The sequence below is a fragment of the Kitasatospora sp. MAP5-34 genome (assembly GCF_029894335.1).
Lineage (GTDB): Bacteria > Actinomycetota > Actinomycetes > Streptomycetales > Streptomycetaceae > Kitasatospora.
The window spans coordinates 52,700-72,817 of record NZ_JARXZC010000011.1 but is presented as its reverse complement, the minus strand read 5'-3'; the positions used below and the strand labels follow the sequence as shown (position 1 = coordinate 72,817).

24 protein-coding genes are annotated in these 20,118 nt (G+C 73.0%); 7 read left to right on the top strand and 17 right to left on the bottom strand.

Annotated elements, in window-relative coordinates:
- Positions 1-11: 11 nt before the first annotated feature.
- The 3 genes from P3T29_RS12445 to P3T29_RS12435 form a co-directional block, all read right to left on the bottom strand.
- Complete coding sequence (locus P3T29_RS12445) at positions 12-914, bottom strand: class I SAM-dependent methyltransferase (protein ID WP_280716438.1); 903 nt, start codon at positions 912-914, stop codon at positions 12-14.
- A gap of 113 nt (positions 915-1,027) precedes the next feature.
- A complete protein-coding gene (locus P3T29_RS12440; protein WP_280716518.1) occupies positions 1,028-1,813 on the bottom strand; it encodes a fused MFS/spermidine synthase in 786 nt (261 codons plus the stop codon).
- A gap of 71 nt (positions 1,814-1,884) precedes the next feature.
- Positions 1,885-2,841 carry an alpha/beta hydrolase gene (locus tag P3T29_RS12435; protein WP_280716437.1) on the bottom strand — a complete coding sequence of 319 codons (957 nt, stop codon included), beginning with the start codon at positions 2,839-2,841 and terminating at the stop codon, positions 1,885-1,887.
- Positions 2,842-3,023: 182 nt separating this feature from the next.
- Between P3T29_RS12435 and msrA the strand changes: the two genes are divergently transcribed.
- Complete coding sequence (msrA, locus tag P3T29_RS12430) at positions 3,024-3,527, top strand: peptide-methionine (S)-S-oxide reductase MsrA (protein WP_280716436.1); 504 nt, start codon at positions 3,024-3,026, stop codon at positions 3,525-3,527.
- A gap of 82 nt (positions 3,528-3,609) precedes the next feature.
- Here msrA and P3T29_RS12425 read toward each other — a convergent pair whose 3' ends face one another.
- From P3T29_RS12425 to P3T29_RS12415, 3 genes are all read right to left on the bottom strand, one after another.
- Positions 3,610-3,900: a muconolactone Delta-isomerase family protein gene (locus tag P3T29_RS12425; RefSeq protein ID WP_280716435.1), complete on the bottom strand. Its 291-nt coding sequence runs from the start codon at positions 3,898-3,900 to the stop codon at positions 3,610-3,612.
- 50 nt (positions 3,901-3,950) lie between these two features.
- Positions 3,951-5,063 carry an AI-2E family transporter gene (locus P3T29_RS12420; RefSeq protein WP_280716434.1) on the bottom strand — a complete coding sequence of 371 codons (1,113 nt, stop codon included), beginning with the start codon at positions 5,061-5,063 and terminating at the stop codon, positions 3,951-3,953.
- Positions 5,064-5,180: 117 nt separating this feature from the next.
- Positions 5,181-6,140 carry a helix-turn-helix domain-containing protein gene (locus P3T29_RS12415; RefSeq protein WP_280716433.1) on the bottom strand — a complete coding sequence of 320 codons (960 nt, stop codon included), beginning with the start codon at positions 6,138-6,140 and terminating at the stop codon, positions 5,181-5,183.
- Between the two features lie 136 nt (positions 6,141-6,276).
- Here P3T29_RS12415 and P3T29_RS12410 point away from each other — a divergent pair, with 136 nt between their 5' ends.
- Positions 6,277-6,576 carry an antibiotic biosynthesis monooxygenase gene (locus P3T29_RS12410; protein ID WP_280716432.1) on the top strand — a complete coding sequence of 100 codons (300 nt, stop codon included), beginning with the start codon at positions 6,277-6,279 and terminating at the stop codon, positions 6,574-6,576.
- A gap of 446 nt (positions 6,577-7,022) precedes the next feature.
- Here the strand turns inward: P3T29_RS12410 and cynS are convergent, their stop codons facing one another.
- Both cynS and P3T29_RS12400 read right to left on the bottom strand, forming a co-directional pair.
- Positions 7,023-7,493, bottom strand: a complete 471-nt coding sequence (gene cynS, locus P3T29_RS12405; protein ID WP_280716431.1) for a cyanase — start codon at positions 7,491-7,493, stop codon at positions 7,023-7,025.
- Between the two features lie 43 nt (positions 7,494-7,536).
- The gene (locus P3T29_RS12400; RefSeq protein ID WP_280716430.1) at positions 7,537-8,151 is read right to left on the bottom strand and encodes a carbonic anhydrase; all 615 of its coding nucleotides are present in this window, start codon (positions 8,149-8,151) and stop codon (positions 7,537-7,539) included.
- 161 nt (positions 8,152-8,312) lie between these two features.
- Between P3T29_RS12400 and cynR the strand changes: the two genes are divergently transcribed.
- Positions 8,313-9,212, top strand: coding sequence for a transcriptional regulator CynR (gene cynR / locus P3T29_RS12395; RefSeq protein WP_280716429.1), 900 nt, complete (start codon positions 8,313-8,315; stop codon positions 9,210-9,212).
- Positions 9,213-9,233: 21 nt separating this feature from the next.
- Here cynR and P3T29_RS12390 read toward each other — a convergent pair whose 3' ends face one another.
- The 3 genes from P3T29_RS12390 to P3T29_RS12380 form a co-directional block, all read right to left on the bottom strand.
- Entirely contained in the window at positions 9,234-10,220 is a 987-nt protein-coding gene (locus P3T29_RS12390) for a winged helix DNA-binding domain-containing protein (protein ID WP_280716428.1), read from the bottom strand.
- A 95-nt stretch (positions 10,221-10,315) separates the two neighbouring features.
- Entirely contained in the window at positions 10,316-11,062 is a 747-nt protein-coding gene (locus tag P3T29_RS12385) for a glycerophosphodiester phosphodiesterase (protein WP_280716427.1), read from the bottom strand.
- A 94-nt stretch (positions 11,063-11,156) separates the two neighbouring features.
- The gene (locus tag P3T29_RS12380; protein ID WP_280716426.1) at positions 11,157-11,573 is read right to left on the bottom strand and encodes a helix-turn-helix transcriptional regulator; all 417 of its coding nucleotides are present in this window, start codon (positions 11,571-11,573) and stop codon (positions 11,157-11,159) included.
- A gap of 240 nt (positions 11,574-11,813) precedes the next feature.
- Here P3T29_RS12380 and P3T29_RS12375 point away from each other — a divergent pair, with 240 nt between their 5' ends.
- A complete protein-coding gene (locus tag P3T29_RS12375; protein ID WP_280716425.1) occupies positions 11,814-12,083 on the top strand; it encodes a S26 family signal peptidase in 270 nt (89 codons plus the stop codon).
- Positions 12,084-12,129: 46 nt separating this feature from the next.
- Here P3T29_RS12375 and P3T29_RS12370 read toward each other — a convergent pair whose 3' ends face one another.
- Positions 12,130-12,714, bottom strand: coding sequence for an XRE family transcriptional regulator (locus P3T29_RS12370; RefSeq protein WP_280716424.1), 585 nt, complete (start codon positions 12,712-12,714; stop codon positions 12,130-12,132).
- Positions 12,715-12,793: 79 nt separating this feature from the next.
- Here P3T29_RS12370 and P3T29_RS12365 point away from each other — a divergent pair, with 79 nt between their 5' ends.
- Positions 12,794-13,714: a class I SAM-dependent methyltransferase gene (locus tag P3T29_RS12365; RefSeq protein WP_280716423.1), complete on the top strand. Its 921-nt coding sequence runs from the start codon at positions 12,794-12,796 to the stop codon at positions 13,712-13,714.
- Positions 13,715-13,750: 36 nt separating this feature from the next.
- Here the strand turns inward: P3T29_RS12365 and P3T29_RS12360 are convergent, their stop codons facing one another.
- Together P3T29_RS12360 and P3T29_RS12355 are read right to left on the bottom strand one after the other, a co-directional pair.
- On the bottom strand, positions 13,751-14,095 hold the full coding sequence (locus tag P3T29_RS12360) for a hypothetical protein (RefSeq protein WP_280716422.1): 345 nt from the start codon (positions 14,093-14,095) through the stop codon (positions 13,751-13,753).
- A gap of 185 nt (positions 14,096-14,280) precedes the next feature.
- Complete coding sequence (locus P3T29_RS12355) at positions 14,281-14,832, bottom strand: MazG-like family protein (protein WP_280716421.1); 552 nt, start codon at positions 14,830-14,832, stop codon at positions 14,281-14,283.
- A gap of 143 nt (positions 14,833-14,975) precedes the next feature.
- Between P3T29_RS12355 and P3T29_RS12350 the strand changes: the two genes are divergently transcribed.
- Together P3T29_RS12350 and P3T29_RS12345 are read left to right on the top strand one after the other, a co-directional pair.
- On the top strand, positions 14,976-15,917 hold the full coding sequence (locus P3T29_RS12350; RefSeq protein WP_280716420.1) for a deoxyribonuclease IV: 942 nt from the start codon (positions 14,976-14,978) through the stop codon (positions 15,915-15,917).
- A gap of 75 nt (positions 15,918-15,992) precedes the next feature.
- On the top strand, positions 15,993-16,667 hold the full coding sequence (locus P3T29_RS12345; protein WP_280716419.1) for a VTT domain-containing protein: 675 nt from the start codon (positions 15,993-15,995) through the stop codon (positions 16,665-16,667).
- Here P3T29_RS12345 and P3T29_RS12340 read toward each other — a convergent pair.
- Genes P3T29_RS12340 through P3T29_RS12330 form a run of 3 tightly spaced genes read right to left on the bottom strand, consistent with a single transcriptional unit; the run spans position 16,566 to position 20,114 of the window.
- Positions 16,566-17,387, bottom strand: coding sequence for an ATP-binding cassette domain-containing protein (locus P3T29_RS12340; protein WP_348532818.1), 822 nt, complete (start codon positions 17,385-17,387; stop codon positions 16,566-16,568). The genes P3T29_RS12345 and P3T29_RS12340 overlap by 102 nt on opposite strands.
- Positions 17,377-18,144 (bottom strand): ATP-binding cassette domain-containing protein, encoded by a 768-nt coding sequence (locus tag P3T29_RS12335; RefSeq protein ID WP_280716418.1) that lies wholly within the window; start codon positions 18,142-18,144, stop codon positions 17,377-17,379. Before P3T29_RS12335 ends, P3T29_RS12340 begins: the two co-directional genes overlap by 11 nt.
- Entirely contained in the window at positions 18,141-20,114 is a 1,974-nt protein-coding gene (locus P3T29_RS12330) for an ABC transporter permease (protein ID WP_280716417.1), read from the bottom strand. Before P3T29_RS12330 ends, P3T29_RS12335 begins: the two co-directional genes overlap by 4 nt.
- Positions 20,115-20,118: the final 4 nt, after the last annotated feature.

The window sequence follows — 20,118 nt, the reverse complement described above, 5'->3', positions numbered from 1 at the left end:
ACCCCCGCCGCCTACGACCGCTCGGGCCGCTCCGACCGCTCCGACCGCTCCGACCGCTCGGCGAACTCCAGGACGGTGACCGAGGGGCGCCGGGTGGACAGCGGTGGGACGGTGAGCGCGAGCGGCAGCAACGCACGGACGAGCCCGCGCCCGCCGCTCGGCCGGACGTCCCGCACGGCGGCCACCGCCGGACCGGCGGTGCAGAGCTTGGCTCGTTGGCCCGCGTCCATCGACCAGGGCATCGGCGGGGCCTGGTAGCCATGGCTCCGCACCCTGCCGCTCCGGGTGAGCCGGCCGAACCAGTGCGGTACGGCGTCCAGCACCAGCGAGCCGCCCGGGAACCGCTCGGCACAGCCTGCGATCAGGGCACGCACCTGCGCCGGCGGTAGATACATCAACAGCCCCTGCGCGGTGAGCAGTACCTCACGGCTGCGGTCGACCTCCTCGGCCCAGCCGAGGTCGGTGGCATCGGCGGCCAGATAGCGCTGGCGCGGACCGGGCGGCAGCAGGCTCTCACGCAGCGCGATCGACTCGGGCAGGTCCACGCTGAGCCACTGGGCCCGCCCGTTGTCGACGCGCCAGTACTGGGTCTCCAGTCCGTCGCCCAGGCAGACCACCGTGCCGCGCGGCTCACGGGCCAGGAAGTCCTCGACCTCACGGTCGAAGCAGCCGACCCGCAGCGCCTGCACCTGGGTCTGCACCCCGCCGCCCGGGCCGAAACGCTCCTCGAAGGGGAAGTCGATCCGCTCGACCAGGTCGACGGCCCGGGGGTCGATGAGCAACGCGTCGGGCCGCCGGGCCTCGACAGCCCGGTGGTACAGCGTCCAGAGCGCGGTCTCCGGGATCGCCCCCAGCCCCGCCTTCACCTTCTCGCTCTCGTTCTCGGGCGCCTGCTCGGACTGCTCCGACGTCATCCGACTCTCCTTCGCCTCGCCCTGGCCCACTCCGGCATTCTGGCACCGCCGCCGGACTGACGCCCGATCACCTCACCACGCAGCCACCCGGTCACCACCACGCAGCCACCCGGTCACCCGACGCTGAACGCGCCGTCCGGTGGCGGCGGGGAGTCCTCGGCGCCGGCGTCCAGCACCGGAGCCGTGCCCCGGACCAGGTTCGCCAGCTCCCCCTCGTCGCAGAGCCGGGCCGGGAAGGCGTCGCCCGCCAGGCGGCGGCTGAGCTCCGCCACCGGCAGCGGGCGGTCGGAGCCGATCAGCAGCACGTTGCCGTAGCGGCGACCGCGCAGCACCGAGGGCTCGGCGGCCAGGCAGACCTGCGGGAACACCTCGCGCAACGTCGCCGCCTGGGCCTTGGCGAAGGCCAGCGGCGAGCCGTCGGCGAGGTTGGCGGCGTAGCAGCCGCCGGGGCGCAGGGCGGCCGCCGCCTGCCGGAGGAACTCGACGGAGGTGAGGTGGGCGGGGGTGCGCGAACCGTGGAAGACGTCCGCGACGACCACGTCCACCGAGCCGGCCGGGGTCGCTCCGAGGGCTTCGCGGGCGTCGCCGACGGTGACCTCGATTCCGGGCGGCCACGGCAGGTGGTCGGCGACCAGCCGCATCAGTGGACCGTCCAGCTCCACCACGCGCTGGTGCGAGCCCGGACGGGTCGCGGCCAGGTAACGGGGAAGGGTGAGCGCGCCGCCGCCCAGGTGCAGGGCGGCCAGCGGCGCTCCGGCGGGGGCGAGCACGTCCAGCAGGTGGGCGATCCGCCGGGTGTACTCGAACTCCAGGTGCGTCGGGTCGGCGAGGTCGACGTAGGACTGCGGGGTGTCGTCCAGGGTGAGCAGCCAGCCCTGGTCGGCGTCGATGTCGGGCATCAGCTTCGCCGTGCCGAGCGCGACGGGACACTGGACCGACACACGGTCCTCGCCGGTCGCCGAGCCGCCGCTCACACCGGCGCCGGTACGTACGCGGCGAGCCAGCGGTCCAGCTCGGCGAAGACCTGGGCGCGGGCCTGCTCGCCGGAGAGCACCAGGTCGTGCATGCCGCCCTCGATCCGGACGGTGGTGACGTGGCGTCCGAGGCGCGGGGCGAGCGCGGCGATGTCGTCCGCCCGGAGCACGGCGTCGGTGTGCAGCAGCGCCGGGTCCCACTTGCTGGTGACGGTCGAGGCGGTGGAGGCCATCAGCAGGACCGGGCAGTCGACGGCCAGGCCGCGCCGGACCTGACGGTGGCCGCGCTGGATGGCGGCGAGCCAGCCCGCGTAGAGCGGGAAGCCCTCGGCGGGTTTGAGGGCGAGGTCGAAGTCCCAGCTGCCCCGGTGGTCGCGGTGCAGGCTGTGCACGTAGTGCGGGTTGAGCGGGGCGGGCAGCTTGCTGGTGGCGGCGAAGCGGCCGAGTGCGTCCAGGGCGGGCGCGCCGAGGGTGCGTACGGCGGGCGCGGCGGGCATGGCGAGGAAGGGGCTGTTGAGGAAGAGCCCCTGCACCAGCCCGCGCCCGGCCCGGCGGTCGGCCCACAGGGCGGCGACCAGCCCGCCGGTCGAGTGGCCGTTGACCAGCAGCTGCTCGTGTCCGTCGACCTCGCGGATGAGCCGGACGGCCTCGTCGATCTCCTCGTCGTAGGAGGCGAGGTCGCGGACGAAGTTGGGCGACTGATGGGGCCTCAGCGACCGGCCGTACTTACGCAGGTCCAGCGCGTAGAAGGAGAATCCCGCCGCGACGAAATGCTCGGCGAGATTGGTCTGGAAGAAGTAGTCGGTGTAACCGTGGAGGTAGAGCACGGCCCGCTGGGAGCCCGGGACCAGCCGCCTGACCAGGGTCGCGCCGACGGCGCCCTCCTCGTCGGCGGTCAGCGGCAACTCGGCCGCCTCGTACGGCGCACCCAGGATGTCTTCTCGGAACTCCATGTCTGCTGCCGCACCCAATCTCTGCTTCCGACCGTGCCAGGAGCACCGAGGATACCGGCCGGTAGCTCGCTGGGTGCGTCACGCCGACGGCCGCCCTGAACGCGGAGCATTCCGGTACGTGGGGAATGATCGCCGGGGAAGTCCGTGTTGCGAGTAGCCGACACCATCACAAGGAGGATCCAGTGACCGCGCAGACGCAGCAGGCCGTCCTGGCAGGCGGGTGCTTCTGGGGCATGCAGGCCCTTGTCCGCAGGCAGCCCGGGGTGACCGGGACGCGGGTCGGCTATAGCGGCGGAGACGTGCCCAACGCCACGTACCGCAACCACGGCAGCCACGCCGAGTCGATCGAGATCACCTTCGATCCCGCCGTCACCGACTTCCGCACCATCCTCGAGTTCTTCTTCCAGATCCACGACCCCAGCACCGCGAATCGCCAGGGCAACGACATCGGCTCCAGCTACCGGTCGGCGATCTTCTACCAGGACGACGAGCAGCGGCGGATCGCCGAGGACACGATCGCCGACGTCGACGCCTCCGGCCTGTGGCCCGGAAAGGTCGTCACCGAGGTGGCCCCCGCCGGGCCCTTCTGGGAGGCCGAACCCGAGCACCAGGACTACCTCGAGCGCTACCCCGCCGGTTACACCTGCCACTTCGTCCGCCCCGGCTGGCGGCTGCCGCACCGGTAGAACGGCACGTCCCGCAGGGTTGCTTCGCTGTCCGTCGTGCCGTGCGTCGGGGTGCTCCTCTTCGCCTGGAGTCCGGGGCGCTCTACCGGCCCGGGTCGTTCGGGTGCGGGGACAGCGGAGTCACCGTGTCGTGTCGCCACACCCTCAACGGCATCGACGCGAGTACCTGCTCCAACTGCTCGGCGTCCTCCGCGTGGAACAGCCCCCACGTGCGCCACTCACCGGGCGCCAGGGGTGGCCGCCACAAGCGCAGCAGGCTCCCCTGGGCGGCCAACTCGCGCGACCGCGCCGCCTCCCGGCCACGGATCTCCGCGACGGCCTGCTCGGACGTGCCCTCCGGAACGCTCGTCACCATGTCCACCAAGAACTCCACAGCTGCCTCTCCTCATCTCGGACGCTCGTCGGGGCCCTGCACCGATTCCGTCAGCGGACGCTCTCCCCCGCAGTGCCGCGCAGCACCGAGACGATGCCGAGTCCTGCTGCGCAGAGCGGTACGGCGAGCAGGGCGCCGAGGATGCCCGCGACCCCGGCCCCCGCGACGACGGCGAACATGATGGTGGCCGGGTGGAGTTCGACCGTACGGCTCTGGATCACGGGCTGCAGGACGTTTCCCTCGACCATCTGCACGGCCAGCACCACGCCGAGCGTCCAGAGCGCGGTGCCGAGCCCCCGGTCCGCGAGCGCGACCAGCACCGCGACCGTGCCGGACAGGAACGCGCCGATGAACGGGATGAAGGCGCCCAGGAACACCAGCGCGCCCAGACCGGCCGCGCCCGGTACGCCGAGGATCACCAGGCCGATGGTGATGACGGTGGCGTCGATCAGTGCGATCAACGTGGTGCCGCGCATGAATCCGGCCATCGCGGAGAACGCCCGATGCCCGCAGGCGATGACGATCTCGGCCCGCTCGGCGGGCAGCATCGAGTGGACGAGGGCGCCGCTGCGGTGGCCGTCACGCAGAAAGAAGAAGACCAGGGCGAGGGCGAGGACACCACCGGTGATCAGCTGAGTGGCGATGCCGAGGCCGGAGAGCACGCCGCTGGCCAGCGAGTTGGTCAGTGAGCCACCCGCCGAGCTGCCGGAGCCGGCCGCATCGGTGAGCGCCTGCCGCAGCTTGCCGCCGGTCGGGCCCAGCCAGTCGGCGAGCCGATTGCCCGCCTCCTTCAGCGAGTTGGCGATCTGCGGAGCACTGTGCACCAGCGAGTTGGTGAGCACGGCCAGCACCCCGCACACCACCGCGACCAGCACCGCACAGGTCAACCCGGCCGCAAGCCCGCGCCGCAGTCCACGGCGGACCAGCCACGGCATCACCGGGTGCAGCAGCGCCGTACCGAGCATCGCCAGGATCATCGGGATGGTCGCGGCCCGCAGCGCGACGAACGCGTAGACGACCAGCGCGGCGACCGAGATGAAGATGATCACGGCGACGGACCACGCGGCAGCAGCCCGCACGGCGGGCGGCAGGTACTGGTGCGGCCTACGGCGGTCCCCCGGCCGGTCGTCCGTCGTGCCCTGGTGCGTGGACTCCTCCGACATCGCCGCCTCCGCCCTGCCTGCTCAGGTCCACGGCGCCATCTCAGCACACTATCTGACGATATGTCCCTTTTGTCACACGGCGGCGCGTCGACGTACGCGGTGCCAGGTGCGGCGGCGTCAGGTACGGCGGTGCTGGCCGGCGGTATGGCCGGTGCGTTCGCGCAGCAGGACGCGCAGGGTGTTGGCGTTCTCGTAGCCGACGCGTCGGGCTATCGCCTCGATCGACTGGGTGGTGGAGCGCAGCAGGTGGGTGGCCTGCTCGATGCGCAGATCTTGGACGAAGCGGACGGGTGAGGTCCCCAGGACGGCCTGGGTGGTGCGTTGCAGGGTTCGTTCGCTCACGCCGACGGCCCGGGCCGCGTCCTTGACGCTCAGGGGTTCGTGGAGGTGGTCACGGGCCCACCGTTCGAACGCGGCGATGGTGGGGTCGCTCTCGGCGAGCGTGGCGGTCATGGTGTGGGCGGCCTGGGAGGGGCGCTCGTCGATCACGAGGTAGTTGGCGACCAGGTCGCTCAGGGCGGGGCTGCGTCGTCGGACGATGGTCAGGGCGAGGTCGACGTGACCGAAGGCGGCGCCGGCGGTCGTGACGTCGTCGCAGCTGGTGACCATGCGGCTCTGGTCCAGAGTCACCTGCGGGTACCGGCTGCGGAACAGCGGGGCGAGCCACCAGGTGGTGGTGGCCCGAAGGCCGTCCAGGATGCCCGCCTCCGCGAGCAGGAACGTGCCCGCGCACGCGGACGCGACAGGTGTACGACGCGTGCGGGCCTCGGCGAGCAGCTGGCGCGCAGGGGCTGCGGCGGGCCCGGACACCCATCGCACCAGCTCCTCGGGCTGCCGTTCGGCGACAGCGGGGACGAGCAGCAGGTCACAGTCCGCAGCCCCGTCCACCGGATCCGCACTGACCAGGTGTCCCGCGCCGGTGCGCACCGTGTCGGTGAAGCCGATCGTGCTGACCTGCCAGGCGGGCGGCGGCTGGGGCATGCGCCCGCGCAGCTCGTTGGCACACTGCAGAACGTCCAGGACTGCGGCCAGCCCCGAATCGAAGACACCGTCAAGGACGAGCACTGCTATACGCATGGCGGAAACGGTATCGGACGCGCCGGATACGCCACTGCGCCGGCCCGGTGCTCACCCCGTAACTTCGTGATGGCCGGCAGCACGCGGCCGGCACGAACACCAACAAGACCAAGAACCCCTGAAGATGGAGCGCAACATGTCGAAGATCGGCCTGCTGGTCCGCATCGAGGCCAAGTCCGAGTACGCCGACCAGGTGGAGGCCCTGCTGCAGGGGGCCCTGGAGCTGGCCCGCGCGGAAGAGCTCACCGTCACCTGGTTCGCCTTCAAGGAAAGCCCGACCGTGTTTGGGGTCTTCGACACCTTCGAGGACGAAGAGGGCCGCTCCGCGCACCTCAACGGGCCGATCGCCGCCGCCCTGGGGCAGATCGCACCCACCATGCTCGCCGCCGACCCCGACATGCGCACCACCGAGATCCTGGCCGTCAAGCTCCCCTGAACCGCCGCGTGCCAGGCAGCGACGGTCCGCCACGGGAGTCAGACCGACCGGCAAATGGTGGGTGGGTGGGTGAAGGAGCGCCCGCCGCGCCGGCGGCAGGTGTCTGGGTCGGGCCGAGTCTGGGCGGTGCCGACGAGGGCGTAGCAGCAGCGCTGCGGCAACTGAGGAGAAGCCGTCCAGACTCGGCCCTGCGGGCACCTCCCGGCCGAAGGCTGGGGGAGCGTCGTGACGCCGCCCACCAGTTGCCGGTCGGCCTTGGAGGGGGTCTGTGCTCTCTCGGCGAGGATCCGGCCGTCCCTGACGATGACGGTGGCGAACGGACGCGCCCTCCTCGACGTTCTTGCGGGCGAGGTCGATGGTGCGCTGTACGAAGTCCATGATGCGGTGCCCCAAGAGGAAGAGGCCGGGGGAAGCCGGAAGGCTCCCCCCGGCTCGCTACGGGAGGGTCAGAACGGCTTGGTGGGGAGGTACTTGCCGTCGAGGGTGATCACCGCGCGGTGGCCGCCGTCGGGGTCCTCGACCGTCTTCACGTCCAGCTTGAAGTTGATGGCGCTGATGATGCCGTCGCCGAGCTGCTCATGAACCAGGGCCTTGAGGGTGGTGCCGTAGACCTGGAGCATCTCGTAGAAGCGGTAGATGGTCGGGTCGGTGGGGATGCCGCCCGGGATGCTGCCGCGCAGCGGGATGGTCTGGAGCAGCAGCGCGGCGTCCTCGTCCAGGCCCAGCAGCTCGGTGACGGCCTCGGCCGCCTCCTTCGGGAGGGGGTGCTGGCCGAGCAGAGCGGCGGTGACGAAGGCGACGGACAGGCCGGTGGTGTCGGCCAGCTGCTGCCAGGTGAGGTCCTTGCGCGTCTTGGCGTCGACGACCTGGAGGGCGAGCTGCTGGCGGGCGGTCGGGTCGAACTGGGCGTGCACCATGGTGAGGCCTTTCAGAGTGAGGAGAGGGGTGTGAGGAGGGTGGTCAGCTCGTCAGGGCGACGAACCGACCGCTGTCGACGTCGAGCATCTCGGCGGAGCCCGTCCCGATGTCGTAGACCCAGCCGTGCAGGGTCAGCTTCTGCTGGACGAGGGCCTTGGCCACGGACGGGTGGGTCTTCAGGTTCGCCAGCTGGGCGAGGACGTTGTCCCGCACCAGGGCGGCGACCCGGTCCGGGCCGGCCAGGTGTTCCCCGGCGTCGGTGCGGGCCTTCGAGGCGTCGGCGTGGTGCAGCCACCCGGCCACGGCGGGCAGGCCGGTCAGGTCGCTGCCGGAGGCGAGGGCGGTCATCGCGCCACAGGCGGAATGCCCGCAGACGATCACGTCCGCCACCCCGAGGACGCTGACCGCGTACTCGATGCTGGCCGCGACGCCGTCGGCGCCCTGCCCGTGCGGCGGCACCAGGTTCCCCGCCGTACGGATGACGAACAGCTCGCCCGGATCGGTCTGGGTGATCAGCTCCGGCACGACCCTGGCATCCGAGCAGCCGATGAACAGGGCGGTCGGCTGATGGGTGGTCGCGAGCTTCTTGAAGAGGGCCGCCTGGGTCGGGAACACGTCCCGGCTGAACCGCTGGAAGCCCGCCGCGATCTCGTTCATAGGGTCACTCCTTCTTCGACTTCTTCGACGCTTCGACGCTTCGACGATTTCCTCGACGATCGGCTGCTTGTTCCGACGAGTCCAACGATGCATGACCTGGACCTATAGTGTCCAAGACACAAGATCAATAGAGGCGATTGGTTGTGGCTATAGTTGACTCCATGGAACTGCGCCACCTCCGGTACCTCCTCGCTGTGGCCGAGCACGCCAACTTCACCCGCGCCGCCGAGGCCCTGCACGTCTCGCAGCCGACCCTGTCGCAGCAGATCAAGCAGCTCGAGCGGTCGCTGCAGGTCCAGCTCCTCGACCGTTCCGGACGCACCGTGCGCCTGACCGACGCGGGCGAGGCGTACACCCGCTACGCGCGCCAGGCCCTGCAGGAGCTGGCGGCGGCCGAACGCGCGGTCCAGGACGTCCAGGACCTCTCACAGGGCGCCCTGCGCCTGGCGATGACCCCGACCTTCACCGCCTACCTGATCGGGCCGCTCGTCGCGGAGTTCCACGCCCAGCACCCCGGAATCACCCTGGACATCCGCGAGCTGACCCAGGACCGCATCGAGTCCCAGCTCGCCGCCGACGAGACGGACCTCGGCATCGCCTTCAGCGGCGCACTCCTGCCGGGCATCAGCGGCACCGCCCTGTTCACCGAGACCCTCAGCCTGGTCGTCGCGGCCGGCCACCCCCTCGCTGACCGCTGCGACCCCATGCCGGTACGCGAGCTGGAGAACCACCAACTGGCCTTGCTCAGCCAGGACTTCGCCACCCGTCGGCACATCGACCAGTACCTCGCCGACCACCGGGTCCGGCCCCGGATCTGCATCGAGGCCAACTCCATCAACGCACTCGTCGAGATCGTCCGAAGAACCGGCCTCGCCACCGTGCTGCCGCACGCCATCACCCGCGAACAGCCCCACCTGCGCCCGGTCCCCGTCGACCCCGCGCTGCCCTCACGCACCGTCACCCTGCTGCGCCGGGACGCCGCCTACCGAAGCAGCGCCGCCCGCGCCTTCACCGCCCTCGCCAGGCACTGGGCGCACGACCAGGGCTACGCGCCCGCCTGACCGTCCCGGACCGGTAGGACTTCAGCCGCCCACCACCACCCGCTCGCCACCCGTGAATTCGAGCAGCCGCGCACCCTCCGCCTCGGCGGCCGCCGCCTCCGCCCGCAACAGCGGCCGGAACGGGCGGACCCGCAGAGTGCCGCCCTCGATCCGCCAGGAACCGGCCACCAGTCCGTCCAGCAGCAGTGCGCCCAGCACGATCCCGTTCTGCGTCATCACGCGCGGCCGGTACTCCTCCGGCAGGACGCGCGTGCGGTCGGCGTGCGAGAGCAGCAGGTTGTCGAAGGGCGCGAGCAGCCGGACGGGCGCGGGCGTGTCCTCGTCCGGGCGCGGCGCCGCCGGGAGGTCGTACAGCGTCCGGCCCTGCTCGTCGCGGAAGAGCACCAGTTCCGGCGCCAGCCGGGCGAGGACCGGGCCGAACCCGGTCAGGCCGCACCACTTCTGGACGTCGGCGGCGGTGGCCGGGCCGAACGCCGCCAGATAGCGCAGCACCATCGCGTCCAGCGACGGCGCCGGGTCGAGCGGCTGCCCGAGCCAGTGCTCGGCGGTGGTGTGGGCGGCGGGACCGCTGCGCCCCCAGAGCCCGCGCGGCGGGACCTGCACCAGCGCCAGTCCCGCCCGGACGGCCTGCGCCAGCGCCGCCGGGTCGTACCCCGGGAACTCCGGCGTGAGCAGCGCGCCGAGCTGCTGGAAGGTACGCGGCTCCCGCTCGACCAGCTCACGGCCCCGCGCCCACACCTCTGCCAGGTCGAGACCGGCCAGCCGCTTGCCGTACGTGCTGCGCAGCGCACGGTCCAGCACGGGCTGGACCAGTGGGCGCAGCGTGCGGCAGTCCTCGGCCGTCACCAGGTGGATGGTGCCGCGTTGCAGCGCGACCCGGACCACCTTGCGGCCTTCGATCAGCTCGGTCAGCGCCTCCGGGCGGAAGCCGTCGAGGCGCGACCAGAGCCCGAGGTACGGCGGGTCGGGGACGGCCTGGGCCTGCAAACCGACGAGGTGCCCGACCATCGCCGCCGGGGAGTCCGGGGTGTCCGGGGTCCGGGCGAGCAGGTGCTGACGGGCCAGCAGGGCCCGGCCGAGTGCCCGGCGGGTCAGTACGGCGGTCAGGGCGTCTCTGCCCGGGAGTGCGCGTCCAGGACCTTGCGGAGCAGCGCGACGCGGTTGCTGGTCAGCGAGTCGACACCGGCCCGGAGCAGGCGGGTCATGGTGCGACGGCGGTCCACCGTCCAGGTGCTGACGGCGAGTCCGGTGTCGTGGGCGGCGGCGGTGAACGCCTGGTCGACCAGGCCGAACGGCGGGTTCACGTACCGTGGCCGGAGGTCGTCCAACAGGGCCCGGCCGGGCAGCTGCGGGAGCTTCCAGGTCAGGGCCAGCTCCGCGTCCGGCGCGAGCGCCCGGACCGCGAGCAGCGCGCCGATCGGGCCGCAGAACGCCACCCGGTCCTCGGCGCCCAGATCGGTGACGGCCTGCCAGGCGGCCACGGCCGGGCCGGGCGTGTCCAGATCGATGAGCAGCCGGGCGGCGGGGGTCGCCGCGACCGCCTTGAGCCCTTCGGCCAGCGTCGGCACCCGTACGCCCGGGCTGCCCAGCGAGCTGAGCTGTTCCAGGGTGACCGAGCCGACCGGACGCGGGTCGCCCCAGAGGCGCTCCAGCGTCAGGTCGTGCAGCAGGACGGGCACACCGTCCCGGGTCAGCTGGACGTCCACCTCGACGGCGTCGGCGCCGGCCGCGAGCGCGGACTCCACCGAGGCGAGGGTGTTCTCCCGGAAGCGGTAGGGGTCACCCCGGTGGGCGACCGCGAGCACGGGCCGGGCATCGAGCACCGGCCGGGGCAGGGCAGACGTGGACACTGGAAATCCTCACTCGTCGCTCGTCACACGTAAGGGTTGTCAACGTAGGAGCGTGTACCCGCACACGCCTGTACCCGCACACGCCCGGGAGTCGTCAGCTCCGCTCGATCACCACGTTGGTCGACTTGATGACGGCGGTGGCGGGGGCGCCGGGCACCAGCTCGAGCTCCTCCGCCGAGTCCCGGCTGATCAGCGAGACCACCCTGAAGGGCCCGGCCTGGATCTCCACCTGCGCGGCCACGTCGCCGAGAATCACGTTGGTGACGATGCCCGGGAAGCGGTTGCGGGCGGACGAGGGCCGCCCCTCGGCCTCGGCGTTCTCCGGTCTGGCCAGCTCGCGGGCGAAGGCGGCCAGCCGCGCACCGGCGATGATCCGGTGCCCGTGCTCGTCACGCTCGGCGTCGAGCCGGCCCGCGTCGACCCAGCGCCGCATGGTGTCGGCACTCACGCCGAGCATCGCCGCCGCCTCCCCGATGCGGTAGCGGTTGACCGACCGGTCGGGCTGGCCCATGGACGCTCCTGGCGGTAGCTCCTGATGTTGTCGCAGCCATCCTGCCGTACGGCGGGGCGCTGCGGCGAAGCGGATCGGTCGAGCGTGCCGGAACCCGCGTCCCGCCCCACACCGCCCGGAGGAAATTCCGCCTGCCGACCGGCCCTGATCGGGCACTATCGGCGGATGGGAATGTTGGACGCAGCAGCGGGCAGGGTAGCCGGCGGGGCCCGGGTGGAGTTCCGGCCGACCGGTTCCTCGATGGTCCCCTTGATACGCAGTCGTCAGCAGGTGCTCGTCGCCCCGGTCGACCCGACGAAGCTCGAAGTCGGTGACATCGTCCTCGCCCGGGTCACGGGGACGGTGTACCTGCATCTCGTGTCGGCGGTGGACCCGAGCCGCAAGCGGGTGCAGATCAGCAACAACCGGGGCCGCGTCAACGGCTGGACCAGCCACGACCGCGTGTTCGGCATCTGCCTCACCGTCGACGGCGTCCCGCGTACGGCAACGGCGGGCAAGACCACCGGCTGACCACCAGGTGACCACCGACCTCCCGGCCCGCCGGGCTGTCGTGCCGTCATGCGCTCGGTTTCGCGCGGACGTGCATGCGCTCCCCCTGCCGCCCGAAGAGGCTGAGGACCTCCACGGGCCGTCCGTCCGCGCTGCTGAACCAGTGCGGCAGGCGGGTGTCGAACTCGGCCGCCTCACCGGAGCCGAGGACCAGATCGTGTCCGGCGAGGACGAGCCGCAGCCGGCCGTTCAGTACGTACAGCCACTCGTAGCCCTCGTGCGTACGGAGATCCGGCTCGGCACCTCGGTCGGGGATGATCATCTTGTACGCCTGGAGCGGGCCCGGCCCCCTGGTCAGGGGTACGACCGTGCCGCCGTCCGGCAGGGTGCGGGGTGTCAGCCGGACCCGGGGATCCCCCACCTCCGGGGCGCCGACCAGGTCGTCCAGCGGCACGCGGTACGCACCGGCCAGTGGCAACAGCAGCTCCAGGCTGGGACGCCGCTGTCCGGACTCCAACCGGGACAGGGTGCTCTTGGAGATGCCGGTCGCCTCGGAGAGCGCGGCCAGCGTGAGGCCGCTCTTCGCGCGCAGCCGTCGGAGCCTGGGAGCGACCTCGTCGAGGACCGCCTGGTAGGTCGGTGGGTTGTCCATGGCGGCCATTCCACCCCGCTGTCCCGGAATCGGCAACAGAAGTTGCCGTTGCCGTCCGGGCGGGTGCACGCTCCTCGGCATGAGCGCACACAGCAGTCACCGACCCGGACCCGGACACCACCACACCGAGATCGACTGGGAGGTCATGACCGACCAACTGGAGGACTCCGGCGAACTGCAGCTCCCGGTCCTCCGCCTGACGGCGGACCGCCTGAGGGAGCTGCTCGGCCCGGAGCAGGAGGTCCGGCGCATCCTCGACATCGGCAGCGGGCCGGGCGTGATGACCTGCGTGCTCGCCGAGGCCTTCGCCGACGCCGAGGCGGTCGCCGTGGACGGCGCGCCCGGGCTGCTGGACCACGCCCTGGCCCGCGCCGAGCGGCTCGGCCTGGACGGCCGGGTGACCGTCCGGCATGCCGAGCTGCCCGAGGGCCTGACCGACGGTGACGAGCACGGGGCGGGCGGCCTCGGCCCGGCAGATCTGATCTGGAGCAGCAAGGCCGTGCACCATCTCGGCGACCAGCAGGGCGCGTTGGACGCACTCGCTGCTGTGCTGAGGCCCGGCGGCCTGCTCGCCCTGGCGGAGGGCGGCCTGCCGATGCGCTTCCTCCCGCGCGATATCGGCATCGGCAGGCCGGGCCTCCAGGCCCGGCTCGACACCGCCCAGGAGCACTGGTTCGAGATCATGCGAGCCGAACTCCCCGGCAGCACCGCCGTGGTCGAGGACTGGCCCGCGATGCTCGGCCGCGCCGGACTCACCCGTACCGGCGGCTTCACCTTCCTGCTCGACCTGCCGGCACCGCTGGGCGAGACGGCCCGCGCCTTCCTGCACAACCATCTGACCCGGCTGCGGGAGGCGATGAGCGAGTCCCTGGACGTCGAGGACTGCAGGACACTCGACGTGTTGATCGATCCCGGGGCACCGGAGGGCATCCTGCGGCGACCCGACGCCTTCCTGCTCTCCGCCACCACGGTCTTCACGGGCGTACGCCCAGCCCGGTGACGTGCCTGGTGACGCGCCCGCCCCGGGGCCGCAGGCTCAGTCCCGGCCGAGCTCCGCGGCGGCCCGCAGCTCGGCCAGTTCGGCTTCCAGCTCGGTGATCCGGATCTCCAGCTTCTGGACGTCCGCGACGGCGTCGGCGTACCCGTCCTTGTGCCGCTTGGCGATGTGGCTGAGGGTGTCGACCCGGTCGGCGAAGGCGTCGCGTTCCGCCGTGATCGGCTGCACGACCGCCTGGGCAATGGCTTCGGAGATCCAGTCCGCCCACTCGTTGATGCGCTGGGTGCCGACGGGGCCGAGGAGTTCGGCCTCCTGGAGGCCGGTGAGCATGGCGGGGCGGATGACTGCGGCGATCTGCTGGGCGTAGGCGGACGGCTCGGTCATCGCTGGTGCTCTCCTTCGGCGAGGTGTGCGGCGGGCGGCGAACGCCGCCCCCGCATACTCCCGCAGGACAGGCTCACCCTCACACCATGATCCAGCATGAGCGGCGCGCTCGGGCCGAGCCCGCTCCGGCCCGGGGCGGACAGCGGCGGCTCAGCAGCACCCACCCCGACAGCCCCCGGAGTTGGTCACCGGAGTTCGGCTGCGCCGTCCGGCGCCGCTTCGGCGGCGGGCACGTCGAGCATCGCGCGCGATCGGTCGGCGATCCGCTGGATCCTCGCCGCGAGGTGCTGTTCCGGGTCCGGCGTGAACCGGTCGAGAGCGACCATGGCGGTGACGATGACGTCGCACAGCTCGTCGGCCACGTCGGCCGGGCTGTGCGTGACGCCCTTCCGAGGATTCTGGCCGATCGCGCCGATGTAGGCCTGCATGGTCTCGCCGACCTCCTCGCTGAGCTTCATCAGGCGCATCGCGGTCTCGTGGTCGCTGCTCCCGTTCTTCTGGTCCAGCCAGGCGACGAGCTGACGGATCGTGCCCCACTCGTCCGCTGTACGGGTGGGCCGGTTGTCGTCGTACCAGTCGAGGAACCGGCCGATCATGCCGGACTCGTCGCCGAAGTCGGCGCGGAACCGCCGGAGCATCGCCTTCTGATCGTGGCCGCCGCTCCTGGCGAAGCCGTGGTTGCCGAGTCGGGTGTCGCCGCATCCGCAACGGCATTCGGGGAGAGTGGTGTCGGCCATCGGGTACTCCGTAAACCTCGGTCGGGCGTGGGCGGCTGGGCAGTCCTGATGCCCCCCGACATCATCGGTGCCGTCTCACCGGCTGTCGCTACCGCCCTCACCCTCGTCACGGCCCGCTGCGACGCCATGGCATCCTCGGACCCATGAACGCCGCAGCCCAGCCGCCCGCCCCCGCCCGCCGCAACCCCGTCGGCGCGCATGTTCCCGTCGCCGGGCGCGGGTTGGTCGGGACCGGGCTCGCGTACGCCCGGCGGGTCGGGGCGGAGGCGGTGCAGGTCTTCGTGGCGAACCCGCGCGGCTGGGCCACGCCCGCCGGTGACGCCGCCAAGGACGCGGAGTTCCGCGAGGCGTGCACGGCGGAGGGCATCCCAGCGTACGTCCACGCGCCGTACCTGATCAACTTCGGCTCGGACTCCACCGCGACGCGGGAACGTTCCGCCGAATCGCTGCGCCACTCACTGCTGCGCGCACACCGGATCGGCGCGCTCGGGGTCGTCGTGCACACGGGTTCGGCGGTGGGACAGGCGCCCGGTGGCGGCTCCCGGTACGCGGCCGCGATGGCCCAGGTGCGGGAGGATGTCCGGCCGCTGCTGGACGAGTTGGACGCGCTCGGTGAGGACGCGCCCTGGCTGCTGCTCGAACCGACAGCCGGGCAGGGCAACTCGCTCTGCTCCCGGATGGAGGACCTCGCCGCGTACGCGGACGCGCTGGACCACCACCCGAAGGTCGGCGTCTGCCTGGACACCTGCCACGCCTTCGCAGCCGGTCACGACCTCGCGGCGCCAGGCGGGGTGGCCGACGCCCTCGACACCCTGGTCGCGGCTGTCGGCCCCGGCCGGCTGCGGCTGATCCACGCCAACGACTCGATGGACGTGGTCGGTGCCCGCAAGGACCGGCACGCCAACATCGGCGCCGGCCACATCGGCGCCGACCCGTTCGGGGAGCTGTTCGCGCACCCGGCGACCGAAGGCGTCCCGCTGATCATCGAGACCCCGGATGGGCGCCACGACCCCGCACGCGTCGAGGGCGCCCGCCACGCCATCGACATCTCCCACCTCAAGAAGCTGCGGAGCGCGACCAGGTAGGACCAGGTAGTAAGACCGGGCAGTCGGCCCGGGCACCGGTCCGGTCGCCGGCCCGCGCCCGGTTAGGCTCACCGGGTGCCCGACGCCCCCGCCTCCACCCCGACCCGACCCGGCCGCTCACCCCGGCTGCGCCTGGCGCTGCTGCTGCTGATCCTCGCTGCGGCGGCCGGATCGCTGCTGCTCTGGGACCCGACGCAGCTGCTGGCGGCCCGTACCCCCGGGCTCTGGCGGGCGCCCGTCTTCCTGGCGGTCTACGCACTGGGCACGCTCGCCTTCGTCCCCAAACCCGCGCTGAACGCGGCTGCGGGCCTGCTGCTCGGCGTGACCGTCGGGCTGCCGCTCGCCGTGCTCGGCACCACCCTCGGCGCGGCACTCGCCTTCGCCCTCGGCCGCTCGCTCGGGCGGGACGCGCTGCGCCCGCTGCTCAAGGCGAAGGTGCTGGCGGCCCTGGACCGGCGGCTCACCGAGCAGGGCTTCCGCAGCGTCCTGCTGCTGAGGCTGATCCCGGGCATCCCGTTCCAGGCCGCCAACTACGGCGCCGCGTTCTCCGGGGTGCGGACCGCGCCGTTCCTCTCCGCGACCGCGCTGGGCGTGCTGCCCGGCACCGCCGCGTACGTCGTCGCGGGCGCCAGCGCGGGTACGCCCGGTTCACCGGCCTTCCTGCTCTCCGCCGCCGTGATCGCCGCGATGGGCGTGTTCAGCCTGGTCTCGCTCTGGCGGGCCTCCCAGCGCTCCCGGGCCGCCGCCTGACGTGGACCGACCGGCGATTGGGGGCGGCGTCTCACCCATCTCACCCATCTCACCCATCGCACTCAGCTCACCCAGCTCCGCCGGTTCGCCCGAGAGCACGACCCGCCCCCGGTGCAGTACGTGAACCAGGCAGTCGGCGACCGGCAGCCGGGGCAGGGACTGCGCCGCGATGACGACCGTCCGGCCCTCCCGGACGGAGTCGAGCAGGATCCCGTGCAGCCGCGCGGCCACTGCGGGTGCGAGCCCCCGGTCCGGTTCGTCCAGCAGCAGCAACCGGGGCCGTCCGAGCAGCGCCCTGGTCACCGCCACCAGCTGCTGCTGGCCACCCGACAGCGTCCCGGCCTGCCGTCCGAGCAGCGCGGCCAACTCCGGGAACAGCTCCACGACGGCGTCGGCCTGCGGGCCGGACACCGCGAGCCGGAGGTTCTCCGCCACCGTCAACGACCCGAACACCGCCCGTTCGGCGGGGACCAGCGCCAGCCCGAGCCGGGCCCGGCGGTGGGCGTCGAGCCCGCCGACCTCGGTTCCCCGCCACAGCACCCGCCCGGCGGAGGGCCGCACCACCCCGGCCAGCACGTGCAGCGCGCTGGTACGGCCGGAGCCGTTGCGCCCCAGCAGGAGGGTGACCCGTCCGGCGGGAAAGGCCAGGTCGACACCGTGCAGGGCCTCCACCGGACCGTACCGGACCCGCACCCCGCGCAGTTCGGCCTCAACCGTCATCGGCGGCCACTCCCCAGGTCAGGCCCACCCGTGGATCGGCGAGCACCCGCGCCGCCGGGCCGCAGGCCACCACCCGGCCCGCCGCCATCGCGTAGACCGCGTCGGCCAGCTCCGCCACCAGCTCGGTGTCGTGCTCCACAAGCAGCAGCGCCAGGCCGTCCGCCGCCAGCGCCCGCAGTACGGCGGCGAGCCGTACGGTCTCGGCGGCGTCGAGGCCGACCGACGGTTCGTCGAGCAGCAGCACGCGTGGCGCGCCCGCCAACGCCCGCGCCAGTTCCAGCATCCGCAGCGTCCCGGTGGGCAGCCCGGCGGCCGGCCGCTCCGCCACGGCCGTCAGGCCCAGCAGGGCGAGCGCCCGCTCGGTCCTCAGCCCGTCCCGCTCGTACCCGAACGACCCGCGCGACCCCCCACCGCCCGCCCGCTCGGCCCCGACCCGGACGTTCTCCGCGACCGTGAGGGTCGGGAAGACCGCGATCCGCTGGAAGGTCCGGGCCAGGCCCAGCCGGGCCCGGACGTGTTCCGGCAGCCGGGTGATGTCGCGGCCGCCCAGCAGGACGCGGCCCTCGTCCGGGCGGGCGGTGCCGCTCAGGCAGTCGAAGAGGGTGCTCTTTCCCGCTCCGTTGGGGCCGATCAACGCCGTGATCCGGCCCGGTGGCGCGACCAGGTCGACGCCGTCCACGGCGGCGATCCCACCGAACCGCCGGACCACCCCACGGACCGTCAGCCGCGCCGCCCTGCCGGGAGCCACTCCGTTCACCGCCGCACCACCCCGTCCCGCCGACGGCCCGAAAGCCGCTCCGCGAGGCGCTCCCGCGTGCGTACTCCCGCCGGGCTCAGCCGCTCCGCCGGGACCGGGACCGGCCGGGGCTCCCCCCACCGGACGGCCCGCCGGGCCACCCCGGCGAGGCCGCCCGGCATCCGGCCCAGCGCCATCGCCAGCGCGCCGACCACCACCGCCGAGATCCCGGGCGCGGTACCGGCGTCCAGGCCGACCAGCAGCGCGGCCGCCAGCACCGCTCCCACCGCGCTGTCGGCCCCCACGACCACCACCGTCGCGAACCAGACCAGCCCTTGGACCGGATCGAAGGCGGACGCGTCGAAGGCCCGCCCGGCCAGCCCCATCAACCCACCGCCGAGCGCGGCCAGTCCGGCTCCGGCGGTGAACGCGAGCAATTTGAGGCGCGGCACGTCCACCCCCGCCGCAGCGGCACCGGCCTGGTGGTCGCGCATCGCCGTCAGGGCGCGGCCCAGCCGCCCGCCGTGCAACTTGCGCACCAGCAGCAGCCCGGCCCCGAGCAGCAGCAACTCGGCGGTGTAGAACGCCCGGTCACCGGCCAGGAAGGCCGGCCGGTCGAGGGTGAGCCCGTTGGTGGCGTACGGCTGCTCGAAGACGAACCGGCTCATCGCCGTACCGACGGCGAAGGTCACCAGGGCGAGCGCCAGCCCGCTGCGGCGGATCGCGGGCCAACCGGTGAGCAGCCCGAGCGGGGCCGTCACCAGGACGGCGACGAGCAGCGCGGCGACGGGTGGCAGCGCGGGGATCCCGGGGATCCGGCCGGAGATCAGCAGCGCCGTCCCGAGCGAGCCGAGCCCGGCGTAGCCGGCCTGCCCGAGCGAGATCTGCCCGCCGTACCCGGTGACCACCACCACCGAGAGCAGGACGAGCGCGAGCGCCGGCACGAGCAGCGCCCGCCGCAGGTCGTCCCCCTGGAAGCCGAGCGGCAGCAGGAGCAGGACCGTACCGGCCGCCCGCGCCGCCTGCCCGGCCAGGCTGGCCGCCGGGCGCCCGCCACCGGGCACCGCCTGCGGGCCCCCGTCGCCGACCGTGCGACCGGCGCCCCAGAGCGCCGCCACCAGCAGCGCGACCACGAAGAGGTTCACCTGCACCGACTGGACCAGCGGCAGCAGCTGCCCACCGGGCCGGAGCCGGGTCAGCTCGCTCTGCGCGATCCCGAGCGCCAGGCCGGTGACGACGGCCACCGGGAGGCTGCGGAGCCGGGCCACCACCGCGACCGCCATGGTCTCCATCACCAGCAGCGGCAGCCCGTACGGGTCCAGCAGCAGGAACGGCGCCAGCAGCACGCCGACCAACCCGGCGGTGAAGGAGCCGAACGCCCACCCGGCGGCCGAGACCCGGTCGGCGTCCACCCCGGCGAGTTCGGCGAGGCGCCGGTTGTCGACCACCGCGCGCAGCCGGGCGCCGAAGCCGGTGAAGCGGGTGACGGCGCCGACCAGCAGGGCGAGGCCCAGGACGACACCGAGCTGGACGGCGGTGTCCAGGCGCAGCAGGTGCCCGCCGGGCAGGGTGATCGGCGTGGCCGGGACGAGCGACGGCGCGTCGGCCAGCGGAGCCGTGCCCCAGAGCAGCACCACCGTGCCGATGAGCAGCACGAACACCCCGAGGCAGGCCACCATCGTCTCGGCGGGCCCGGCGCCACGCCGTTGCAGGGGGCGGAAGACGAGCGCGTCCAGCAGGAGCCCGAGGGCCGGAGCCGCGACCAGCAGGCAGAAGGCGGCCGCGAGCGCCGTCGGCCAGTGCTGGACCACGACGAGTTCGCGCAGCAGGTAGGCGGTGGCCATCGCCTGGGCGCCCTGGGCGAGGTTGAGCACCCCGGTCGCCCGGTGTGTGACGACCAGGCCGATGCCGCTCAGCGCGGCAGCACTGCCGACCGTGAGCCCGGCGAGGGCCAGGTCCACGGTGAGGCTGAGGGAGGCTCCGTCGGCCATGCCG